Origin of the sequence: Dendronalium phyllosphericum CENA369, from assembly GCF_016056275.1 — a bacterium.
GTDB classification, from domain to species: domain Bacteria; phylum Cyanobacteriota; class Cyanobacteriia; order Cyanobacteriales; family Nostocaceae; genus Dendronalium; species Dendronalium phyllosphericum.
The window spans coordinates 11,628-32,543 of sequence record NZ_JAECZA010000005.1 but is presented as its reverse complement, the minus strand read 5'-3'; the positions used below and the strand labels follow the sequence as shown (position 1 = coordinate 32,543).

Sequence of the window (20,916 nt, the reverse complement as noted above, 5' to 3'; positions counted from 1 at the left end):
CCTCCTACCTTTGTTGGTAACTACTCTTCTGGTGAAAAAGCATCATCAGTAGGTCGCTCTTTATGAATTGGAGTTTCTACTGTGTAATCGCCTTCTCCAGGAGAATCAGCAATTATTACCAACTCAGTCTCTTTTTCATGATTATGCCCCCATTCATCCAAAATATCTTTTATCAATACTTCTTGCAGCCAAATCTTGGCAACAACAGTCAGGGGTAGCGCCAAAAATAATCCTAAAAAGCCGAAGAAAGTTACAAAAAATAGTTGGGCAATTAAAGTCACGGCTGGTAGTAATGAAACTTGATGCGCCATGACAATAGGTGTGATGAAATTGCTTTCAGCTTGTTGAATAATAAAATAGAGAATCAAGACAGCAACAGCTTTCCAAGGGGCATCTAATAGAGCGATCGCCATTGCTGGTACTACACTCATTGTTGGCCCTAGATTGGGAATTAAGTTCAAAAATCCTGCCAAAACTCCTAACGCTAGCGCTGCTTTGACACGCAAAATTGATAAGCCGATTACACTCATCAACCCCACTACACCCATAGCAATCACAGCGCCTATTACCCAGCCTCCCAATGAGACTTCGCATTGATTTAAAATTCCATCTACTCGCCGTCGATAAAATGAAGGAAAAATTCGGATAAATACTTTACGGTAGGCCAGGGGGTTGGCTAAAGTCATTCCTGTCAAAACTAGTACCAGTAAAATTTTGAGCAGCACTTCCAAAGAGCCAGATACAAAGGCAAAAGAGCTTCCCAATGCCCGATTGATGAATGGCTGTGCTTGTTGGATGAGGCTATTGAGATCGGGAATGTAAGGAACTAACTGGCTAGGAATGCGAGTTCTGAGTTGGTCAAGCCAATCATTAAAGCGCTCAAACCCTTGGGGAACCCGATAAGTTAATTCGTGAAACTGTTGGGCAAAAGGCGGGACAATCAGCCAGAAAAAACCGACGATCCCAGCAAAAAAGATAGCTACCGACAACAAGACGGCGAATCCCCGCTTCATACCTGAGCGTTGAAAGCGTCGCGCTAGCCGATTTAAGGTAGTAGCTAATACAACAGCGGCAAACACGAGTAAAAGCACTTCTCGAATTTGCCACAATACATATAAACAAAGAAAAATGGCGATTAAGCCGATCCATTGACCAAGTTTCACAAATTAACTCCCAGTGGTTGGCGTGCTGCAATTTACCTAACGTGCAAGTAGGTTAGCTGATTTTAGCAACTTCCGCCTTGATGATTTTAGTTAATTTTGTTTCTGTGTTTGCAATCGCCACAACAGAGCGATCGCCAAGATCGCATTCGGCAACAAAACTATAATTAGAGCATTAGTTGCTGTTGCTGGAATCGCTAAAATCGGCCCCACCTGTTGAATTAAAAGCGATAACACAGCTGAAAGTAAAAGCAATTTCAGAACCAATCCTAACTGATTTTCCATAAAAGTACGGCAATACGCATTTTCTTGTAGGGTATGCACTCATTCGGGCTATTGCCTCTAGTTTCTAGAATAGACCTACAGATACAAACCTTTACAAATATATTTTGTAAATATATCAACTGTTAGTTGTCATTTGTTTTTTTTTCTGATGACCACTGACTACTGACAAATTCTATTTGAGGGTACATCAAAAATGCCTGTTGAAACTAATAACAAAAGACAAATCAAACCGCCGAGAGTACGGCAGTTTGGCGGTAGTTTACTGATTTTGCTAACTCTTCTATTACTGCTTAACTTTATTGTTCCTAGTTTTTTTGGGCCGCGGCTATCCCAAGTTCCCTATAGCGAATTTATTGCTCAAGTCCAAGCAGGTAAAGTCGATAAAGCAATTGTGGGTGGCGATCGCATCCAATATGCCATTAAAACCGAAACTCCAGATGGCAAACCTAGCGAACAGGTATTTGCCACGACACCAGTAGCACTCGATTTGGATTTACCAAAGATTCTCCGCGAACATAATGTTGAGTTTGCTGCACCACCACCAGACCAAAATGGCTGGATTGGCACTTTACTTAGTTGGGTTGCTCCGCCGATCATTTTCTTTGCTGTTTGGGGCTTTTTAATGAATCGTCAGGGTGGCCCGGCTGCACTCACAGTAGGTAAAAGCAAGGCTCGGATCTACTCTGAAGGCAGTACGGGTGTCAAATTCACAGATGTGGCTGGTGTAGATGAAGCCAAAGCCGAACTAGAAGAGATTGTGGATTTTCTCAAAAATGCGTCTAAATATACGGCATTAGGGGCAAAAATTCCCAAAGGTGCTTTATTGGTAGGCCCTCCCGGAACAGGTAAAACGCTGTTGGCAAAAGCGATCGCAGGTGAAGCTGCCGTTCCTTTTTTCAGCATCTCTGGTTCGGAATTTATCGAACTGTTCGTGGGTGTAGGTGCTGCACGAGTCCGCGATTTGTTTGAACAAGCCAAACAACAAGCACCCTGTATTGTCTTTATCGATGAGTTAGACGCACTGGGTAAATCTCGCGGCGGTGCTGGCGGGTTCGTTGGTGGTAATGACGAACGCGAACAAACTCTCAACCAGTTACTCACTGAAATGGATGGCTTTGATGCCAACACAGGGGTAATTATTATCGCTGCTACCAACCGTCCCGAAGTTCTCGACCCAGCTTTACGCCGTCCCGGCCGATTTGACCGCCAAGTTGTAGTCGATCGCCCTGATAAAATCGGTCGCGAAGCGATTCTTAAAGTTCACGCCAGAAACGTCAAATTGGCTGATGATGTCGATTTAGGTGCTATTGCCATCAGAACTCCAGGCTTTGCTGGTGCAGATTTAGCCAACTTGGTGAATGAAGCTGCATTGTTGGCTGCGCGGCAAAATAGTCAAGCTGTAACGACAGCAGATTTTAACGAAGCGATCGAGCGTTTGGTGGCTGGTTTAGAAAAACGCTCTCGCGTACTCAATGAAACCGAGAAAAAGACCGTCGCTTATCACGAAGTCGGTCACGCCATCATCGGGGCGTTAATGCCTGGTGCTGGTAAAGTCGAAAAAATCTCCGTTGTGCCTCGTGGTGTCGGTGCTTTAGGTTACACAATTCAGATGCCTGAAGAAGACCGCTTCTTAATGATTGAAGATGAAATTCGCGGTCGGATTGCTACCTTATTGGGCGGACGTTCCGCCGAGGAAATCGTCTTTGGTAAGGTTTCCACTGGTGCTGCTGACGACATTCAAAAAGCTACAGATTTGGCAGAACGCTATATTACGCTGTACGGAATGAGCGATAAACTCGGGCCAGTAGCATTTGAGAAAATTCAACAGCAATTTATCGAAGGTTACGGCAACCCGCGCCGTTCTATCAGCCCGAAAGTAGCTGAAGAAATTGACCGGGAAGTGAAGCAGATAGTAGATAACGCTCATCATATCGCTTTGAGCATTCTGCAAACTAACCGCGACTTGTTAGAGGAAACCGCACAAACACTGTTAGAAAAAGAAATTCTCGAAGGTTCGCAACTGCGCGATCGCCTCATAAAAGCGAGAGTTCCAGAGGAACTAGCAGAATGGTTGCGATCTGGTAAGTTATCAGAAGATAAACCATTGTTGCAATCTGTTCTAAACTAACAATTTGAGATTGAAGTGAAAAGCGATCGCTCTAAAATTGGGCGATCGCTTTTTTATCTGTATTAGGACTTATGCAAGATGTAGGTTGGGTTGAGGGACGAAACCCAACACCTCAAAGTCTTGTAACTGTTGGGTTGAACGCGGTTCAACCAACCTACGCATTTGAGGGTTAACAGTCAACACGAAAAAATGTAATCGCCAGGAAAAATAGTTAATATATAGGCAAAAATAACTGAAATGCTTGTAGGATAAGGATTGTTTGAGAATTAAAGTACTATTTGGAGTAAATTTTGAGATAGACAGATAAAAAATGAACATTATTTGAGCGTGTTGACTGAATCTTACTGAGTATATAAACATGCTCATAATGGCTCTAAAACACAGAAAATTACTCTTTTGAGCATTAACCGAGTATTTCAAATTAGTCAGCTACAAGTATTGATTTTAGGTTGTTTATGCGTATTTCTCTAAATTGGCTGCGAGAACTAGTAGAGATAAAACTAAAGCCGGAAGAATTAGCCGAAACCTTGACAATGGCAGGGTTTGAAGTCGAAGATATTGAAGACCGTCGCACTTGGGCAAATGGCGTTGTTGTGGGAAGAGTGCTTGAGCGTCAACCCCACCCTAATGCAGATAAGTTAAGTGTTTGCCAAGTAGATATCGGTGCAACTGAGACTTTAAATATTGTTTGCGGTGCTGCTAATGTCCGTGCAGATATCTATGTCCCAGTGGCAACTACGGGCACTTATTTACCCAACATTGATTTAAAGATTAAACCTGCAAAACTGCGTGGCGTTCCATCTCAAGGGATGATTTGTTCTTTGAAGGAACTCGGTTTGCCCACTGATGTCGATGGTATTCATATTTTTACTCAAGACAATCTGCCGTTGGGTAGCGATGTGCGTCCGTTGTTGGGTTTGGATGATGCGATCTTAGATGTTACTGCCACAGCCAATCGTGCGGATGCCTTGAGTATGGTGGGCATAGCACGAGAAGTAGCAGCTTTGACTGGTGGGAAATTAAGCATTCCCGAACCTGGGGAAGTTGCCATTAGCAATGGAGGTGGAAATCTTGCCTTAAAAATTGCCGATAAGCAAGCCTGTCCTGCATACATTGGTACAGTAATCGAACAAGTCAAAATTGCCCCATCCCCAGATTGGTTGCAACAACGCTTGCGGGCGGCAGGAGTTCGACCAATTAGTAATGTGGTAGATATTACTAACTATGTTTTGTTGGAATGGGGACAACCACTACACGCCTTTGACAAAGACCGCTTAGAATCTGTTGCAGAAAATGGAAATTTAACCATCGGCGTGCGTTTTGCTAATTCTGGGGAAACCCTCAAAACCCTAGACGGGCAAACTCGCAACTTGACAACTCAAAATTTGTTAATCACTGCTAACGAAAGACCCGTTGCCTTGGCGGGAGTCATGGGTGGAGAAGAAACGGAAGTTCATAACGGTAGCCAAAGCTTAGTTTTAGAAGCAGCGTTGTTTGATTCTGTGGCAATTCGGCGTTCTTCTCGCAGTGTGGGATTAAGAAGTGAGGCTTCTGGGAGATACGAACGCGGCGTTAACCGTGCTGAATTGGAATTAGCTACTCGTCGCGCTTTATCGCTGATTAGTGAATTAGCCGAGGGAGTAATTATCCAGCAAGAAATTGCCGACACTCGTCCAGATCCATCGACTTGGAGTCGTTCCATTGCCTTGCGTTTAGAACGAGTCAATCAGGTGCTAGGGCCAATCGATTTGGGTGAAGACACCGGAGAACTCGCCGCAAAAGATGTTGAGCGGATTTTGACTGCACTGGGATGTCAGGTAACTTCTTCAGGAGAAGATACTTGGAATGTTTCTGTACCACCTTATCGTTACCGCGATTTAGAACGGGAAATTGACTTAATTGAAGAAATTGCCCGTCTCTATGGTTATGACAATTTTTGCGATACCTTGCCAGACAAAGCAGAAGCTGGCTACCTACCTTTAGATCGAGAACTCATCCGCAAGTTGCGTGCTTCCTTGCGGGCAGAAGGTTTGACAGAATTAATTCACTATTCTTTGGTAAAACCAGGGGAAGACAGACAAGTAGTATTGAGTAATCCGTTGTTTGTAGAATATTCAGCTCTGCGAACCGATTTGATCTCTGGATTGATTGATGCTTTTCAGTACAACCTAGAACAAGGAAATGGTTCGCTGAACGGTTTTGACATGGGGCGGATTTTCTGGCAAGAAGAAGACGGTTTGCAAGAGGCAGAAGCGATCGCCGGGATAATGGGAGGCGATATTACCTCAAGTAAGTGGTCAAAAGGCGGTCGTGAGGAACCAATCAGCTGGTTTGAAGCCAAAGGCATTTTAGAAAGCGTATTTCGGCAACTTGGCTTGCAGGTAGAATATCAACCCGATCGCCAAGATGAACGCTTGCATCCAGGACGCACTGCATCTCTGTGGGTGAGAGGTAACAAACTAGGTATTTTTGGGCAAGTTCATCCCCAACTGCGGCGAGAAAAAGGCTTACCAGATTCAGTCTACGTTTTTCAACTAGATGTAGATGTGCTTTTGGATTCTCTAGATCAAGATGAACTACTGACCCCAGCATTCCAGCCTTATTCTACCTATCCCGCAAGCGATCGCGACATTGCCTTCTTCGCACCTGTAAAAGTTACAGTCGCCGAACTTGAAAAAGCAATTAACAAAGCTGGCAAAGACTTACTAGAATCTGTGGAATTGTTTGATGAATATCGCGGTGAAAACGTACCCGAAGGACAGCGAAGTTTAGCATTTCGCTTAATTTATCGCGCCAGCGATCGTACCCTCACCGACACAGAAGTAGAACCCGTACACAATAAAGTCCGCGAAGCCTTAGTGGAAAAATTCGGTGTTAATTTAAGAAGTTAGCAGTAGAGACGCGATTCATCGCGTCTGTGCAAAAGTTAGAGTAGAGACGCGATTCATCGCGTCTGTAATATATTTGATATTTGCAATTTTTCGTTTTTAATTAATTGCCATGCCTAAATACATCATCTGGGGAACATACTGCGAAGACGTTCTCGAAAAACGTGCCCCTTACCGTCAAGCTCATTTAGACGGATTAGCAAAACAGAAAGAATCTGGTGTGCTGATTACTATCGGCCCTACCAAAGATATCACAAAAGTTTTTGGTATTTACGAAGCTGAAGATGAAGCCACTGTACGTCAATTAATTGAAGATGACCCCTACTGGAAAAATGGCATTTGGACTGAATATTCTGTTAAAGAGTGGATTCAAGCTATTTAAATAATAATCAATAGTCGGATTTCCACACTGTACAATTTGGATTTTAGTTTCATTTTTGCTTAATTTTGTACATGTGCCAGTTCCATAATCGTCTACCAAATCAACAAAAATGGTTGAACCCAAGAAAGCAAATTCTAGCTTTTAGCAGATGAAATTGAGGTTTTACTCGTGCGAATATCAGAATATTCTCATGCAAAGAACAGTTGCTGTTGTCTAGACTAGAAATATAATTCTTCCCAACTGCAACAACCTTAATTTATCTTTAGCCGTTTGATTTTTTCACAAAGTGCTACCATGAAACAATTACTAAAACGCACATTTCTACCCAGTGTTATGGCTGCTAGTTTAGCAGGTGTCACCTTATTGCCTGCTCAACCTGCTGCTGCTGATAAGCGAGTATTAGAAGATGCAGCTATTGGCGCAGGTGCTGGGGTGGTAACTGGAGCTGTCACAAGATGTGGTTCTGCATTCGATAATGCCATTAGGGGTGGTCTTAGTGGTGCTGCTGTCAATGGTGCTAATGGTCTAAGAAGAAATACGAGAAACCGTAGCTTAGGTCAGGATGTTGGAGTCGGTGCAGGTGCTAACATATTAGCAGGCACATTTACTGGCGGTTGCAGAAATACCCTCAAAAAAGGTGCTAGTGGCGCAGTCGGTGGTGCAGCCATCCACATCCTTCGCAACAGAAGATAGTTTGCGATCGCAGGTGATTACGAATTATCAATTGTGAATCCGATTTGTAACTACCTTGTTTCTGTCAGGGATAGCTAACAGCAAAATTCCTCACACACGTTAAATAATATTAAGCCTGCTACAAAGCAGGCTTAATATTAGGCAAGGATATAATGACTTGAAACTTAATAGTAACTTCTAACCCTTTAACGCCTTTCTAAAGTTGCGACGATAGGATTGATTTGTAATAAACAAAGCTGGCCAAAGTAAAGACAAACCAATACGATTGGACAAAGACCGAGAAAAGTTAGTCCGCTCGAACCCAGACCAGAACTTCCAAACACCACCTACATAAACAACGATCGCGGCAAAAACAAGCAAGTTACCCATTGCCATTAACTCCGTTAGCGACTGACAGAACAGAACTTAAGTAAAGTATTCCTACCCTACACTGAGAATATATGCTCGATCTACTCAGTCTTCACATCTGAGTTACTAGATGATACAGTCTCATACTCCAGTGTAAAATAGCTGATTGCATCGTAGCTAGTCACTAGTTAGCAAAAAACACCTATTGCCAAAATAGAACATAAGCACAAGAAAGACAAATTAAAACATAAAAGGCAAAAAGATTGTCCATATTACTTTTTCCTCTTTGTCTGTAATGTTTCCAGGAGCTACCGTAAGTGACTTTCGGCACTGGAAACAATTTTTACTTATGGATGTTTCACTTTTATAGATTGTCTCCGGACAAATAAGCGATTGTGTTGAGTAAATATGCTTATTCTTTAGCAGATGTCTCTTGCGGAAGTTCCTTAAATATCAATATCCGTAAGAAACTAAAGGAAGAAAAACACAATATACAATCGCCGATTAGGAAGTTACAAATGCTACGAATATTTAAGGAGGATTTATGCGTGCAGTACTGATGGCAGGTGGTTCGGGAACGCGGCTTCGTCCGTTAACCTGCGATCTACCCAAACCAATGGTGCCCATCTTAAATAGACCAATTGCCGAACATATTATTAATCTTCTCAAAAGACATCAGATCGCGGAAGTGATTGCAACATTACATTATTTACCTGATGTACTGCGGGACTATTTTCAAGATGGCAGTGATTTTGGCGTACAAATGACCTACGCCGTTGAAGAAGACCAGCCTCTGGGTACGGCAGGCTGCGTGAAAAATATTGCCGAACTCTTGGATGAAACTTTTTTAGTCATTAGCGGCGATAGTATCACAGATTTTGACTTGAGTGCAGCGATCGCTTTTCACAAACAAAAAAAGTCAAAAGCTACTTTGATTTTAACCAGAGTTCCCAACCCAGTTGAATTTGGGGTGGTAATTACCGATGAAGAATCACGTATTAACCGCTTTTTAGAAAAACCTTCTACAAGTGAAATTTTTTCTGATACCGTCAACACAGGTACTTATATTCTCGAACCAGAAGTTTTAGAATATCTCCCAGATAACACTGAGTCCGATTTTTCCAAAGACTTATTTCCCTTACTACTAGCCAAGGGCGAACCAATGTATGGTTACATTGCTCAAGGTTATTGGTGTGATGTCGGTCACTTAGATGCCTATCGGGAAGCTCAGTACGATGCATTAGACCGCAAGGTAAAACTTGACTTTGCTTACAGAGAAGTTTCCGATGGGTTGTGGGTTGGTCAAAATACTTTTATCGACTCCACAGCTACGATTGAAAGCCCCGCAGTAATTGGTGACAATTGCCGCATTGGTGCAAGGGTGCAGATAGAAGGCGGAACCGTAATTGGCGATAATGTTACCATCGGCGCTGATGCTAACCTGAAGCGTCCCATTGTTTGGAATGGGGCGATTGTTGGAGATGAAGCGCAACTGAGTGCTTGTGTGATTGCTCGCGGTACTCGTGTAGACCGTCGCGCCCATGTTTTAGAAGCATCTGTGGTCGGTTCGCTGTCCACTGTAGGGGAAGAAGCTCAAATTAGCCCCAGTGTCCGGGTTTGGCCGAGTAAAAAAATTGAATCAGGCGCAATCTTAAACATTAACTTAATTTGGGGTAACATCGCCCAACGAAATTTATTTGGGCAACGTGGCGTGCAAGGATTAGCGAATATTGACATCACCCCAGAGTTTGCCGTGAAGTTAGGAGCTGCTTATGGTTCTACTTTAAAACCCGGTTCTAAAATAACGGTTTCCCGCGACCAGCGCAATATCTCTCGCATGGTGACGCGATCGCTGATTGCTGGTTTGATGTCAGTAGGGATTGATATTCAAAACCTTGATGCCACAGCTATCCCCATCGCCCGTACAGTTATACCCACAATGTCGGTAGCCGGCGGTATTCATGTGCGGGTACACCCAGATCGCCCGAACTACATCCTGATTGAATTTATGGATGCTAAGGGAATAAATATTACCAAAGCTGTGGAAAAGAAAATTGAAGGGGCTTACTTTAAGGAAGATATGCGGCGGGCGCTAATCCAAGAAATTGGTGATGTCGCTTATCCCAGCCAAGTAATCGACCGTTACTGTACTGCCTTTGAGAAGCTGTTACACGTTGAAACCCTCCGCAACAGTCGGGCAAAAGTCGTAATTGACTATGTTTATGCTGTATCTGGGGCTGTTTTGCCGCAAATGTTAGATAACTTTGGTGCTGATGCGGTAGTACTAAATGCCAGTGTGAATAAAACGGCCATGTCAGTAACCGATCGCGAAGGACTACTGACTCAGTTAGGTCATGTGGTGGAAGCATTGAAAGCTAACTTTGGCGTTCAGGTATCGGCTAACGGAGAACAGCTAATTTTAGTTGATGAATCAGGTTTCTCAATTCGCGGGGAAACTTTAACAGCTTTGATGGTAGACACGATCTTAACCTCTAACCCCAGAGGCACGGTAGTAGTGCCGGTTCATGCTTCCAGTGCTGTAGAACAAGTCGCCCGCCGCCATGATGGTAGAGTAATTCGCACCAAAGCTAATCCTACAGCTTTGATGGAGGCATGTCAGAAAAATTCAAATGTCGTCTTAGGAGGTAGCGGAGATACTGGTTTTATTTTCCCGCAACTGCATCCGGGATTTGATTCCATGTTCTGCATTGCCAAGCTAATTGAGATGTTGACTATCCAAGAGCGATCGCTGGCGACTGTGCGATCGGAATTGCCCCGTGTAATTCACAAAACTCATACAATCCGCTGCCCTTGGACAGCCAAAGGGGCACTGATGCGTTATTTGGTCGAAACTCACCCAGCCCAAAATCTAGAACTGATCGATGGCGTGAAAATTTGTCAACCCTACGATGACAGTTGGCTATTAGTTTTACCAGATGCTAGCGAACCATTAGTACATTTGTATGCAAACAGTAACGATCGCGATTGGGTAGATGAAACTTCCAGAAACTACCGCGCTCGCGTCCAGGCATTTATAGAAAGACAACAAGAACAGCATCCTGCGGAAGTGTAATTAGTCAGTTGTTAGTTGTTAGTTGTTAGTTGTGAGGCAATACTTCTCGGTTAAAGGGGAAAGCTTTAAATTCATCCTTGACCTTTTCTCAGACAATAGCAGAGGTGAAGAGTCCTTATCTGAGAAGTATCGCCTGACTACTGACCAAGCCCCGACCAATGCCGTCTTCACTACACCCAACACCCGTTGCGCCACACCCTGTTTTTGACCGCTTTTAATGCATTCTGGCAGTAATATCTACCTCATCACTCTTGAGCTGACCATCTTCCATATAAATAATGCGATCGGCAATGTCTAAAATGCGGTTGTCGTGAGTCACTAACAAAATCGTACAGCCTTGCTCTTTAGCTAGCTTCTGCATTAATTCCACAACATCGCGTCCAGATTTTTTGTCAAGTGCGGCAGTGGGTTCATCTGCTAAGACAATTTTAGGATGACTGACTAAGGCACGAGCGATCGCAACCCGTTGTTTTTGTCCTCCTGATAGATTTTCTGGATAGTAATTAACACGATCTGCTAAACCGACAGTTTCTAACATCGACAACGCTTTCGCATCAATATTTTGATTGAGAAATTCTTCATGCAATTCTAAAGACATTCGCACATTTTCTTTGGCTGTGAGAAAAGTCATTAAGTTATGCGCCTGGAAAATATAGCCAATTTGGCGGCGAAGCTTGGTTAATTGCTGCTTGCTGGCTCCACAAATTTCTTGTCCTAAGATTTTTAAACTACCTTCTTGAGCAGAACGTAAGCCACCCATGAGAGTCAACAAAGTAGTTTTTCCTGAGCCAGAAGGGCCAGTCATAATTACAATGTCACCAGCGTTAATCTCTAAATTAATATTGAATAAAACTTGCTTGCGAAGCGTACCACTACCAAAGTAGTGATTGAGATAATGGATAGAAATTACTGGTTCGACAGCAGAGATTGTTGAACTAGAAGCTGTTGGTGCGGATTCTTGCAACATATAGCACAGATGAGGGGGATGAGGGGGATGAGGGGGATGAGGAAGATGAGGGAGACAAGATAAAGTCAAAAGTCAAAAGGTAAAAGGTAAAAGAGAACTGATGAAATTTTGAGATTCAATTCTTAATTATTTTGTTTTTACTTTTTACTTTTACCTTTTGACTTACTCCAGCAAAGCTGCCTCCTAACAACTGACAACTGACAACTGACAACTAAAAAACATCGGCGGGGTCGGCAGCCCGGAGTTTTCGCATGGCGATCGCCCCGGAAAAACTACACATAATCACAGTTAAAATCCAAACACGAATTGCCCGATCTACCTTCATAAAAATCGGCAGCATTGTGGCAGCATAAGTAACCTGATACAACCCAAAGGAAAGGATGAATCCAGGCAGAAAACCTAAGACAGCTAAGAATAATGCTTCTTGAAGCAGGACTCCTAAAAGATAGCGATCGGTGTAGCCCATCGCTTTGAGCGTGGCGTATTCTGGTAAGTGGTCGGAGACATCGGAGTAAAGGATCTGGTAAACAATCACAATGCCGACAATAAACCCGACTGCTGTACCCAAACCAAAAATGAAACCAATACCAGTACCAGTTTCCCAGTAATGTCTCTCGACTGCGGCAAATCCTTCTGGAGTCAAGACTCTGACATCTTTAGGCAATCCGGCACTCAGTTGCGATCGCACTTTTTCGGGATCGGCATTTGGTTTGAGAGTTATTAACCCAACTTCGATGCGATCGGATTGACGCTCTGGGAATAGTTGTAAAAAAGTAGAGTCACTGGTAATCACATTACCATCGGCAGCAAAGGAAGCACCATCAGTAAACAAGCCCTTAACTTTAATGCCAATGCTATTCAGTTCCGTCTCAAAGTTGCCTGTTTTATTGAAAATGTCGGCAACTGTCCCATATTCCGGACGACCCGCCTGGTCAAACATAACTTGATACAACTGTTTGAGTTGATGCTGATTTTGTTTGGTTTCAGGCGATTTGAATGTCGGTTTTGCCGGATCGATACCCCAAACCAAAATAGCACGCTCTAACCGCGTTTCGGGGTTTCGCCATTGTCCAGTGCCAATGTAAACAGAATTCACTGACTGAACGCCGTCATAGGCTAATGCTTGGTAAAGCCGTTCTCTAGAAAAGCTTTTGACTGAAAATAGAGTTTGAAATTGAGGACTAATCAAAACTAAATCAGCTTCTAAATTACGATGAGGTTTCACCGCTGCATCAAACAGCGCGCTTTCAAACCCTAACTGAATGAACATCAGCATGTCTGCAAAGGTAATACCTGCAACTGCAACTGCCAGACGCGTTTTTTCTTTCATTAACTGCCGCCATGCTAGCGGTGTTTTGCGAAATAGTTTCATATTGGATGTTAGTCAATAGTCAGTTGTCAGTCGTCAAAAGGCGAGAGGCAAGAGTCAGCAATGATTCTCCGCGTCCTTGCGTCCTCTCCCAGTGTTTACAATTCAATCGCTGTCTGTACTTGCAAATTGGTGAAACCTGCAACTCGTTGACTATCTTCAGGATTTAAGCGAATTTTCACTTCAACGACTCGACTATCGAGGTTTTCGCCTGGCTGGTTGCTAAAAACGTTTTGCCGATTCACTTGTAAGCCAATATGGAAAACACTTCCTCGCAGTTCGCCAGGAAATGCCTGACTAGTAATCACAGTCTGCTGTCCGAGTTTGACTTTACCGACATCAGTTTGATAAACTTCCGCTACTACCATCATCTCCTCGGTTTGGGCTAAGTCTGCAATCCCGCTACTACTAATCTTTTCTCCAACTCTTGTATGAATTTTGAGAATCTGACCTGCCATTGGGGCTTTGATGTAAACTGCTTCTAAGTCAGTTTCGGCGCGTTTTAGGGAAGCGATCGCATTTTCCACTTCACTTTGTGCCGCTTGCACATCTACTGGTCTGATTTCGGCAATACTAGTAAGTGTGGCTTTGGCTTCGCTGACTTGCTTATTACCAGTAGCGTTAATGCGGTTGAGCGCTACTTTAGCTTCGGCTAGTTGTCTTTGAGCAGTAGAATTAATTCGGTTGAGAATTGCTTTAGCTTCGTCGAGTTGCTGTTGTGCAGTGTCAAGACTTAAGCGCTTGCTATCAAATGAAGAGTTAGAAATTGCTCCTTGGGAATATAGCTGTTGATAGCGTTGATATTCGGCTTGAGCATTTTTGAGTTCTGCTTCCAGCTTTTTGATTGTTGCTTGTTGAGCTGTTCTGTCTCCTTGCCACTGTGCTTCTAATCGAGCAATGGTTTCTTGTTGAGCTGTTTTGTCTCCTTGTGACTGGGCCTGGAAGCGTTCAACGCTGGCCTGCTGCGCTTGAATATCTCCAGCTTTAGCACCAGCTTTCACTTGCGCGAGTTTTGCTTGAGTGACTCTAACTTGTTTTTCGGCTTGCAGCACCGCAGTTTGCAAACGAGCTCGTGAGTCTAAAATTGCTACTACCTGTCCGGCTTTGACAGTATCCCCCTCTTTGACTAGGATTTTAGCAACGCGATCGCCATCCAAAACCAATGGCGCAGATAAGCTAATTACCTCTGCTTCTGGTTCTAGTCTGCCTAAGGCTGTCACTTTTGGCGTGACTGGTGTGGTTTCTACTGGTTCAGATGAAGCTTTTTCACCAATTTGCCCAAACTGTGAAATTCCATAAATAACAATTCCACCTGTAATCGCAGTAGCCGCAATTACTAATGCAATTAATCCTTTATTTACAGGTTTTAATAGCAGTCTTTCACCCATTTTTTTATCCTTTATATAATGGTAATTTTTCTGAGAAAATCAATGCCATTTAGTAACTAATTAGCTGAATATGATTTAGTTTTAGAACTCTCATTAGATGGATATTGCTGCAAATATGCTGTCAGCATTTTACCTAAGAGATTACACTGTTCGATAAAAGAAATCCTTTCATTTCCCAACAGCCTTTCGAGAATTAAGCCGTCGATTAAAAGCAATACAAAAGATATCAAATCTGAATCTTCAATGCCCAAAACATCCCTCACAGCTTGCTGACAACGCTCATCAACTCGCTGAAAAATTCCACTACCCCACATCTCTTTAGAGTCTTGATGTTGACAAAAATCAACTAAAATGTAATGCAATTTAATGTAATAATCTTCGTTTTTAGCAAGATATTTTCCCAATGCTTCCATCGTTTCTTGGAGTGTTTCCCTTCCTTCTAACTCAGCCATTGCTGTGAGTATTTCTTGCTGATTGATCTCCTCCACCAATTGTTCAAATAAAGCTTGTTTACTAGGAAAATAGTGATACAGCGTACCCGTAGAAACATTTAATCCTTGAGCAATTTGGCGCATGGTGATGGAACCATAGCCTTTTTGGGCAAATAAATCAAAGCAATTGGCGAGCAATTCTTTACGGTATTGGTCGCGGTCGACAATTTTAGGCATGATTTGGATTTATATCGAACGCTCGTTATTCAATAATTAGTATCTTTGCTACTCAGTTGTCAAGCTCTGACAAATTATTGTAACACTTATACTACAAAAAAGTTTTTTGCAACTTATGTATCAATAGCAACTGATAACTGGTTGTTTGCGTAATAATCTTGATGAATGCTATGAGACTGCTTATCGGAATTATAAGTTTAACTTACTACATATTTCTTAATGTATGCCGGGTTGGTAATCCTGTCAAGGTAAGCTTGAAGACTTCAATAGTTGAGTAAATTAGTGGTGCATATTATCTATGAGGTTAAGAGCCATCAAGATGAAAAATATTGTCATGCGCTGAGTAAAGGATACAGCGCGATCGCTTTTCAGCCATCTTCTTGATGAAAGACTCTTAACCTGTAAAATTACTGACTCGTTGTAGCTTTACTGAAAATTCGATAATACAGCCAAGTACTAGCTTCCTTCAAGGGAAAAAGCACATAGGTGAGAGGATTTATCGTCACAATAATATTGCGGTAGTCTCGTTGCGCTAAAAATAGAATGCCACGAGCTACTTGCTGTGCTGACATAACTCCGTAAGGATTGAGTTGGCTCTTAAACGGCCCGAGAATTAACTTGCGAATTACACAATCCCCATCCAACCGTTTGAGGGTGATAATATTTCCCAAAGCCCTTTTGCTGAGTTCATATAGCGGACTGAGAGCGGGGGAAACCTCAGCCTCAGAAGTATTGACCCAAATTTCCTTAGTTGCCTTAGCTTGTGGCCCCGTTACAGTTGTTAAAAATACATCCATCAACCGTAACGCTGAAAAAGCATTGACTTCATAAGAAGAATTAATTGCCTGCTGTGTACGGCTAGCATAGACATTAATTCCGTGGTTGATAATCAAAATATCGATTTTTTCTAAACTATCCTTCAGTTGAGCTTCATTACCCAACTCCCAGGAGACTACTTTTAATCCAGTCTGCGGTGCTAATTTTTCTGGGTTAGTAGTTAATGCTACTACCTTCGCGTTATGTTTGAGGAGTTCGGCAGCCAATGCTTGTCCTAAAGTTCCCGAAGCACCAGTTAAAGCAATGGTTTTACCTTTGAGGGACAGTCCCGTACCGAGTATTTTATCTACCAACGGAAATACACCACTATAGTAAGCATTGACATCATCAAAATGATGTCGCCAATGATAAGACCGATTCACCCACCAAACGGATGGAATTGTTTCTAAAGGGCCGGGTAGATGGTTGTAGTCTGTATCAATTGTCCCTTGGAAATAGCGCAGGGATGCACCAAACAAGAAACTAAAAGCATAGGCTACTCCTAACCATAACCCTAGTTGGTGGACAACCAAAGCAACTACTGTCAAAACTGCCAGCAATAGACTCGACTCTAAAATGTCGTGGTAAAGCTGAGAATCTTGATAGGCTTTGAGGGAAACAACTGATAAATCGCGACGATATGCCATATGATGCTTGTTGTGCCACTTAGCCAGCCAACTGACTTGGTGACACAAAGCATGGTAGCTGTCTCTTAATATTTCAGCGAGTAAAACAGAGAACAATCCCCAAATTGCAAATTGCAAGCAGGCATTTACTAAAATCCAATCTATGTGTAGCTTTGCCCCAATTTCAGTCAAGCTTTGAGCTAGCATCTTAATCATCTTATTTTACACACCACTTTTCTTAATCATTCTTTATATTCTGCCAAGAATGGATTAAGGTCGAGTTACACAGCAAAATCTTAAGACCAAAGAGACGCGATTAATCGCGTCTGTACAAGAGTAAAGATATTTTTCCTCCCTAGCTCCCCCTGCTCTCTTCTCCCCTCCGCTTCTACTATCTGTTGATATAAATTTTTGGCTGGAGAATTTAAAAAAGAGGTACTATCACGACACGGGGTAATTTTCTAAAGCTTATTTATACGCAATACTATAATATTCTTGCTTTTTTTGCTAAAAATTTGACATGGCTGAATTTGATGAACAGCTACGCTGCTTAGTTGCTCAAGCCTGTGGACACTCACCTGGAAGCCCTCAGCGTCAGAAGCTGCTCACGCAAATCATACGCTTGAGTTCTAGGAGACTTTGGAGGGAAAGTACTCCCTACTATCAAGATGCCCTACAACAAACTTGGTTGTATTTCTGTCGCAATGTTTGTGAAGGCTTGACAGGTCAAATCTACGATCCCACTCATGGCAGTGTTATCACTTGGTTGAATGCTTACTTAAAACGCAGATTACAAGACTTTTATCTGAACCAGTACCGGGAACAAGCCGTAACAGTTCCTCACAAAGTTTGGCAGTCAGGGTCGGGTAGAAATAGTGAAATCAGCGACCCTATAGACAATTTACCAGCTACTCCCCAAGCACCCCCAATTCTAGAAAACTTAGAGATATGGGTGAAGACAGATGCGAATGGAGAACTACGTAATACTCACATTAAAGGGCATCCGGAAGTGAATTGTCAGGTGTTAATTCTCAAACGCCTACCCCCAGAAGTTAGCTGGAAAGAATTATCTGAGACATTTGGACTGCCAATTCCGACTTTAAGCAGTTTTTATCAGCGTCAGTGCCTGCCACGCTTGCGAAAATTTGCTGAATTGGAGGGCTTGTTATGAAGATGAAAAGAAGTCAGTTGTCAGTTGTCGTAGAGACGCAATTAATCCTTGTCTGTACAAGAGTTAGAAGGCAATAGGTAATAGGCAAGAGTCAGTAGTTATTTCTCTCTGACTCCCCCTGCTCCCTTGCTCCCTGCCTTTTGCCATATTCATGACTAAAATAACTAAGATTTATTACCAAAATTTTCTAAAAAACAGAAGGCCAAAAGCGAAAGTTTTGACTTTATTACATTTGCCTTTGTATTTTCTGATAGCTTTGCTGTGCATCGTCGGCTCACCAGTGCTGGCAAAAGTTCCTGATGCAATTAACTTGTCATCTCAACTAGCAAATACAACTATTACTAATAATGTCTCTGTTTCGCCTTTAGAACAAGGCAAAATGTTATATGATGTCGGACGTTTTGCCGAAGCAGTACAAGTATTGCAGCAGGCAGCAGAGAAATATCAGCAACAAGAAGATAACCTGAGATTGGCTATCACTTTGAGTAATTTATCTTTGGCTTATCAACAACTAGGTGCATGGAATGAAGCAAAGCAGGCAATTACAGATAGCTTGAATCTGCTAAAAACAAGTAATAAAAATCAAAATTTGCAAGTATTAGCTCAATCATTAGATATTCAAGGTCGTTTGCAACTAGCAATGGGACAAGCAGAAGAAGCTTTAACAACTTGGCAGCAAACAGCAGAAATTTACAAGCAAGCAAAAAATTTTAATGGGGAAGTGCGATCGCAAATCAATCAAGCACAAGCATGGCGAACTCAAGGATTTTACACTCGTGCCGTCAAAATTCTTAAAGAAGTAGATCGGCAATTACAATCTCAACCGGACTCAATAGAAAAAGCAGTGGCGTTGCGATCGCTTGGTGATGCCCAGTTGGTAGCAGGGAATCTAGAAGAGTGTCACAATGCTTTAAATAGAAGTTTGGCGATCGCTCAAAACCTGCAATCTCATGCCAATATTGCAGCAAGTCTTTTCAGTTTGGGAAACTACGCCCGCATCAAGCAGGAAAAAGAAAACGCGATTACCTACTATCAACAAACAATTCAAATATCTACCTCACCCTTAGTAAAAGTTCAGGCACAGCTCAATCTTCTCAGCCTGCTGATCCCAGATCGACCATTGGCAACACAATTATTGCCATTAATTCAATCCCAACTCCAACAACTTCCTCCCAGTCGTGCTGCTATCTATGCTCAGATTAACTTTGCCCAAAGCTTAATGAAATTAAGTATTGGCGATCGGGAATCGGGGATCGGGGATCGGGGATCTGCGATTGAGAAAGAAAGTCTTCTCAATTCCCAGTCCCCAGTCCCCAGCCCCGAAAAAATTGCTCAACTTTTAGAAACTAGCGTCCAGCAATCCCGCAGTTTAGGCGATAAACGAGCAGAAGCTTATGCGCTTTTGAGTTTGGGTAATTTGTACGAGAAGACTCAACAATTATCAAAAGCCCAAAGTCTCACTGAGCAAGGATTAGTTTTAGCTCAGACAAGTAACGCCCAAGATATTGCCTATCGGTTAGAGTGGCAGTTAGGTAGATTGCTGCGAAGACAAAATGATATTAAAGGAGCGATCGCAGCTTATGATACTGCGGTAGAAAGTCTAAAATCTCTCCGCAATGACTTAGTAGCAGTTAATCAAGATGTGCAATTTAACTTTCGAGATAGTGTTGAACCAGTATATCGAGAGTCCGTAGAGTTACTGATGCAATCTCCATACGCAAACCAAGATCGAATTTTAGATAAAGCCCGTCAGCGAATTGAAGCATTGCAGTTGGCAGAATTAGATAACTTCTTCCAAGAAGCTTGCTTGCAAGGCGAAAGTGTAACACTCGATCGAGTCGTAGACCAAGAAAATCCGACTGCCGCCATCCTTTACCCAATTATTCTGCCCGAAGAACTCCAGGTAATTGTTAAAATTCCCAGACAACAACTACAGCATTACAGTACCAAAATTTCCCCAACAGAAGTAGAAGAAGCGATCGCCCAACTGCAAGAAACCCTTGTCAATCCTGCTGCTATTAACGTCCTCAAAAATCAGTCGCGGCAAGTTTACAACTGGCTGATTAAACCGATTGAAAAACAATTAGCCAAGAGTAAAGTAGATACCTTAGTATTTGTGCTGGATGGAGCGTTACGTAATTTACCAATGGCAGCGCTCTATGATGGCGAGAAATACTTAGTGCAAAAATATGCGATCGCTCTGAGCGTTGGTCTGCAACTCCAAAATCCCAAACGATTGAGGAGAAAACAACTTAGAGCATTAACTGCTGGGCTAACTCAGCCCCCACCAGGATATTCTAACTTTGGGTCATTACCTGCCATCAAGTCTGAAATCAACCTCATCGCTAGCGCTGGAATATCCACAACTAGTCTGCTAGATAAAGATTTCACCCGTAAGGCACTAGAAAACAAAGTCAGTACAGTTCCATTCAATATAGTGCATTTAGCAACTCACGGTCAGTTTAGTTCTAATGCTGAAAACACCTTTATTTTGGCTGCCAGCGGCCCGATCAAAGTCAAGGATTTCAACATTCTTCTCCGCAATCGAGATGAAAGCCGTTCGGGAGCATTAGAACTGTTATTTTTAAGTGCTTGTCAGACAGCTGTTGGAGATAACCGTGCAACCCTTGGTCTTGCAGGAGCAGCAGTACGAGCAGGGGCAGGCAGCACCTTAGCGTCTCTATGGCAAATTGAGGATGAACCCACAGCCTTATTTGTTGGTGAATTCTACCGACAACTTCGGGGCAAAGAAATCACCAAAGCCCAAGCTCTTCGTTGTGCCCAATTAAAATTGCTGGGACATCCCAACTACAACGCACCCAGCTTTTGGTCTGCCTATGTGTTAGTTGGTAATTGGTTGTGATGTAGGGACTGGGGATCGGGGATTAGGGAACTCCAAGAAATAAACTATCCAATTTTTGTCTGTAACATTATTATCTGGTTCTTCTCCCCCA

At 42.7% G+C, this 20,916-nt stretch carries 15 protein-coding genes; 7 read left to right on the top strand and 8 right to left on the bottom strand.

The window, feature by feature from the left end:
- Positions 1-20: 20 nt before the first annotated feature.
- Both I8752_RS02430 and I8752_RS02425 read right to left on the bottom strand, forming a co-directional pair.
- A complete protein-coding gene (locus tag I8752_RS02430) occupies positions 21-1,163 on the bottom strand; it encodes an AI-2E family transporter (protein WP_214430740.1) in 1,143 nt (380 codons plus the stop codon).
- Positions 1,164-1,253: 90 nt separating this feature from the next.
- Positions 1,254-1,445 carry a hypothetical protein gene (locus I8752_RS02425; RefSeq protein ID WP_214430739.1) on the bottom strand — a complete coding sequence of 64 codons (192 nt, stop codon included), beginning with the start codon at positions 1,443-1,445 and terminating at the stop codon, positions 1,254-1,256.
- Positions 1,446-1,638: 193 nt separating this feature from the next.
- Here I8752_RS02425 and ftsH point away from each other — a divergent pair, with 193 nt between their 5' ends.
- The 4 genes from ftsH to I8752_RS02405 all read left to right on the top strand — a co-directional run bounded on the left by ftsH (position 1,639) and on the right by I8752_RS02405 (position 7,536).
- A complete protein-coding gene (gene ftsH / locus I8752_RS02420; protein ID WP_214430738.1) occupies positions 1,639-3,573 on the top strand; it encodes an ATP-dependent zinc metalloprotease FtsH in 1,935 nt (644 codons plus the stop codon).
- 455 nt (positions 3,574-4,028) lie between these two features.
- The gene (pheT, locus tag I8752_RS02415) at positions 4,029-6,464 is read left to right on the top strand and encodes a phenylalanine--tRNA ligase subunit beta (protein WP_214430737.1); all 2,436 of its coding nucleotides are present in this window, start codon (positions 4,029-4,031) and stop codon (positions 6,462-6,464) included.
- A 109-nt stretch (positions 6,465-6,573) separates the two neighbouring features.
- Positions 6,574-6,843, top strand: a complete 270-nt coding sequence (locus I8752_RS02410) for a YciI family protein (RefSeq protein ID WP_214430736.1) — start codon at positions 6,574-6,576, stop codon at positions 6,841-6,843.
- Between the two features lie 294 nt (positions 6,844-7,137).
- Positions 7,138-7,536 carry a hypothetical protein gene (locus I8752_RS02405; RefSeq protein ID WP_214430735.1) on the top strand — a complete coding sequence of 133 codons (399 nt, stop codon included), beginning with the start codon at positions 7,138-7,140 and terminating at the stop codon, positions 7,534-7,536.
- Positions 7,537-7,713: 177 nt separating this feature from the next.
- Here the strand turns inward: I8752_RS02405 and I8752_RS02400 are convergent, their stop codons facing one another.
- Positions 7,714-7,905 (bottom strand): hypothetical protein, encoded by a 192-nt coding sequence (locus I8752_RS02400; RefSeq protein ID WP_214430734.1) that lies wholly within the window; start codon positions 7,903-7,905, stop codon positions 7,714-7,716.
- 523 nt (positions 7,906-8,428) lie between these two features.
- On the opposite strand from I8752_RS02400, the gene I8752_RS02395 reads away from it, so the two are divergent.
- Positions 8,429-10,957, top strand: coding sequence for a mannose-1-phosphate guanyltransferase (locus tag I8752_RS02395; RefSeq protein ID WP_214430733.1), 2,529 nt, complete (start codon positions 8,429-8,431; stop codon positions 10,955-10,957).
- Positions 10,958-11,171: 214 nt separating this feature from the next.
- On the opposite strand, the gene I8752_RS02390 is transcribed toward I8752_RS02395, so the two are convergent.
- The 5 genes from I8752_RS02390 to I8752_RS02370 all read right to left on the bottom strand — a co-directional run bounded on the left by I8752_RS02390 (position 11,172) and on the right by I8752_RS02370 (position 17,007).
- Positions 11,172-11,924, bottom strand: a complete 753-nt coding sequence (locus I8752_RS02390; protein ID WP_214430732.1) for a DevA family ABC transporter ATP-binding protein — start codon at positions 11,922-11,924, stop codon at positions 11,172-11,174.
- 211 nt (positions 11,925-12,135) lie between these two features.
- Positions 12,136-13,296: an ABC transporter permease DevC gene (gene devC / locus I8752_RS02385; protein WP_214430731.1), complete on the bottom strand. Its 1,161-nt coding sequence runs from the start codon at positions 13,294-13,296 to the stop codon at positions 12,136-12,138.
- Positions 13,297-13,391: 95 nt separating this feature from the next.
- On the bottom strand, positions 13,392-14,681 hold the full coding sequence (locus tag I8752_RS02380; RefSeq protein WP_214430730.1) for an ABC exporter membrane fusion protein: 1,290 nt from the start codon (positions 14,679-14,681) through the stop codon (positions 13,392-13,394).
- Between the two features lie 56 nt (positions 14,682-14,737).
- Entirely contained in the window at positions 14,738-15,349 is a 612-nt protein-coding gene (locus I8752_RS02375; protein ID WP_214430729.1) for a TetR/AcrR family transcriptional regulator, read from the bottom strand.
- Between the two features lie 407 nt (positions 15,350-15,756).
- Positions 15,757-17,007: a bifunctional sterol desaturase/short chain dehydrogenase gene (locus tag I8752_RS02370; protein WP_214430728.1), complete on the bottom strand. Its 1,251-nt coding sequence runs from the start codon at positions 17,005-17,007 to the stop codon at positions 15,757-15,759.
- A gap of 304 nt (positions 17,008-17,311) precedes the next feature.
- Between I8752_RS02370 and I8752_RS02365 the strand changes: the two genes are divergently transcribed.
- Positions 17,312-17,962 carry a sigma-70 family RNA polymerase sigma factor gene (locus tag I8752_RS02365; RefSeq protein ID WP_214430727.1) on the top strand — a complete coding sequence of 217 codons (651 nt, stop codon included), beginning with the start codon at positions 17,312-17,314 and terminating at the stop codon, positions 17,960-17,962.
- Between the two features lie 151 nt (positions 17,963-18,113).
- Positions 18,114-20,825 carry a CHAT domain-containing protein gene (locus I8752_RS02360; protein WP_214430726.1) on the top strand — a complete coding sequence of 904 codons (2,712 nt, stop codon included), beginning with the start codon at positions 18,114-18,116 and terminating at the stop codon, positions 20,823-20,825.
- Positions 20,826-20,916: the final 91 nt, after the last annotated feature.

Excerpts from the sequence above, each read along its gene's own strand:
- pheT (WP_214430737.1), top strand. The coding sequence starts at position 4,029 with ATGCGTATTTCTCTAAATTGGCTGCGAGAACTAGTAGAGATAAAACTA.
- I8752_RS02425 (WP_214430739.1), bottom strand. The coding sequence starts at position 1,445 with ATGGAAAATCAGTTAGGATTGGTTCTGAAATTGCTTTTACTTTCAGCT.
- ftsH (WP_214430738.1), top strand. The coding sequence starts at position 1,639 with ATGCCTGTTGAAACTAATAACAAAAGACAAATCAAACCGCCGAGAGTA.
- I8752_RS02410 (WP_214430736.1), top strand. The coding sequence starts at position 6,574 with ATGCCTAAATACATCATCTGGGGAACATACTGCGAAGACGTTCTCGAA.
- I8752_RS02360 (WP_214430726.1), top strand. The coding sequence starts at position 18,114 with ATGACTAAAATAACTAAGATTTATTACCAAAATTTTCTAAAAAACAGA.
- I8752_RS02390 (WP_214430732.1), bottom strand. The coding sequence starts at position 11,924 with ATGTTGCAAGAATCCGCACCAACAGCTTCTAGTTCAACAATCTCTGCT.
- I8752_RS02395 (WP_214430733.1), top strand. The coding sequence starts at position 8,429 with ATGCGTGCAGTACTGATGGCAGGTGGTTCGGGAACGCGGCTTCGTCCG.
- devC (WP_214430731.1), bottom strand. The coding sequence starts at position 13,296 with ATGAAACTATTTCGCAAAACACCGCTAGCATGGCGGCAGTTAATGAAA.
- I8752_RS02400 (WP_214430734.1), bottom strand. The coding sequence starts at position 7,905 with ATGGGTAACTTGCTTGTTTTTGCCGCGATCGTTGTTTATGTAGGTGGT.
- I8752_RS02405 (WP_214430735.1), top strand. The coding sequence starts at position 7,138 with ATGAAACAATTACTAAAACGCACATTTCTACCCAGTGTTATGGCTGCT.
- I8752_RS02380 (WP_214430730.1), bottom strand. The coding sequence starts at position 14,681 with ATGGGTGAAAGACTGCTATTAAAACCTGTAAATAAAGGATTAATTGCA.
- I8752_RS02365 (WP_214430727.1), top strand. The coding sequence starts at position 17,312 with ATGGCTGAATTTGATGAACAGCTACGCTGCTTAGTTGCTCAAGCCTGT.
- I8752_RS02370 (WP_214430728.1), bottom strand. The coding sequence starts at position 17,007 with ATGATTAAGATGCTAGCTCAAAGCTTGACTGAAATTGGGGCAAAGCTA.
- I8752_RS02375 (WP_214430729.1), bottom strand. The coding sequence starts at position 15,349 with ATGCCTAAAATTGTCGACCGCGACCAATACCGTAAAGAATTGCTCGCC.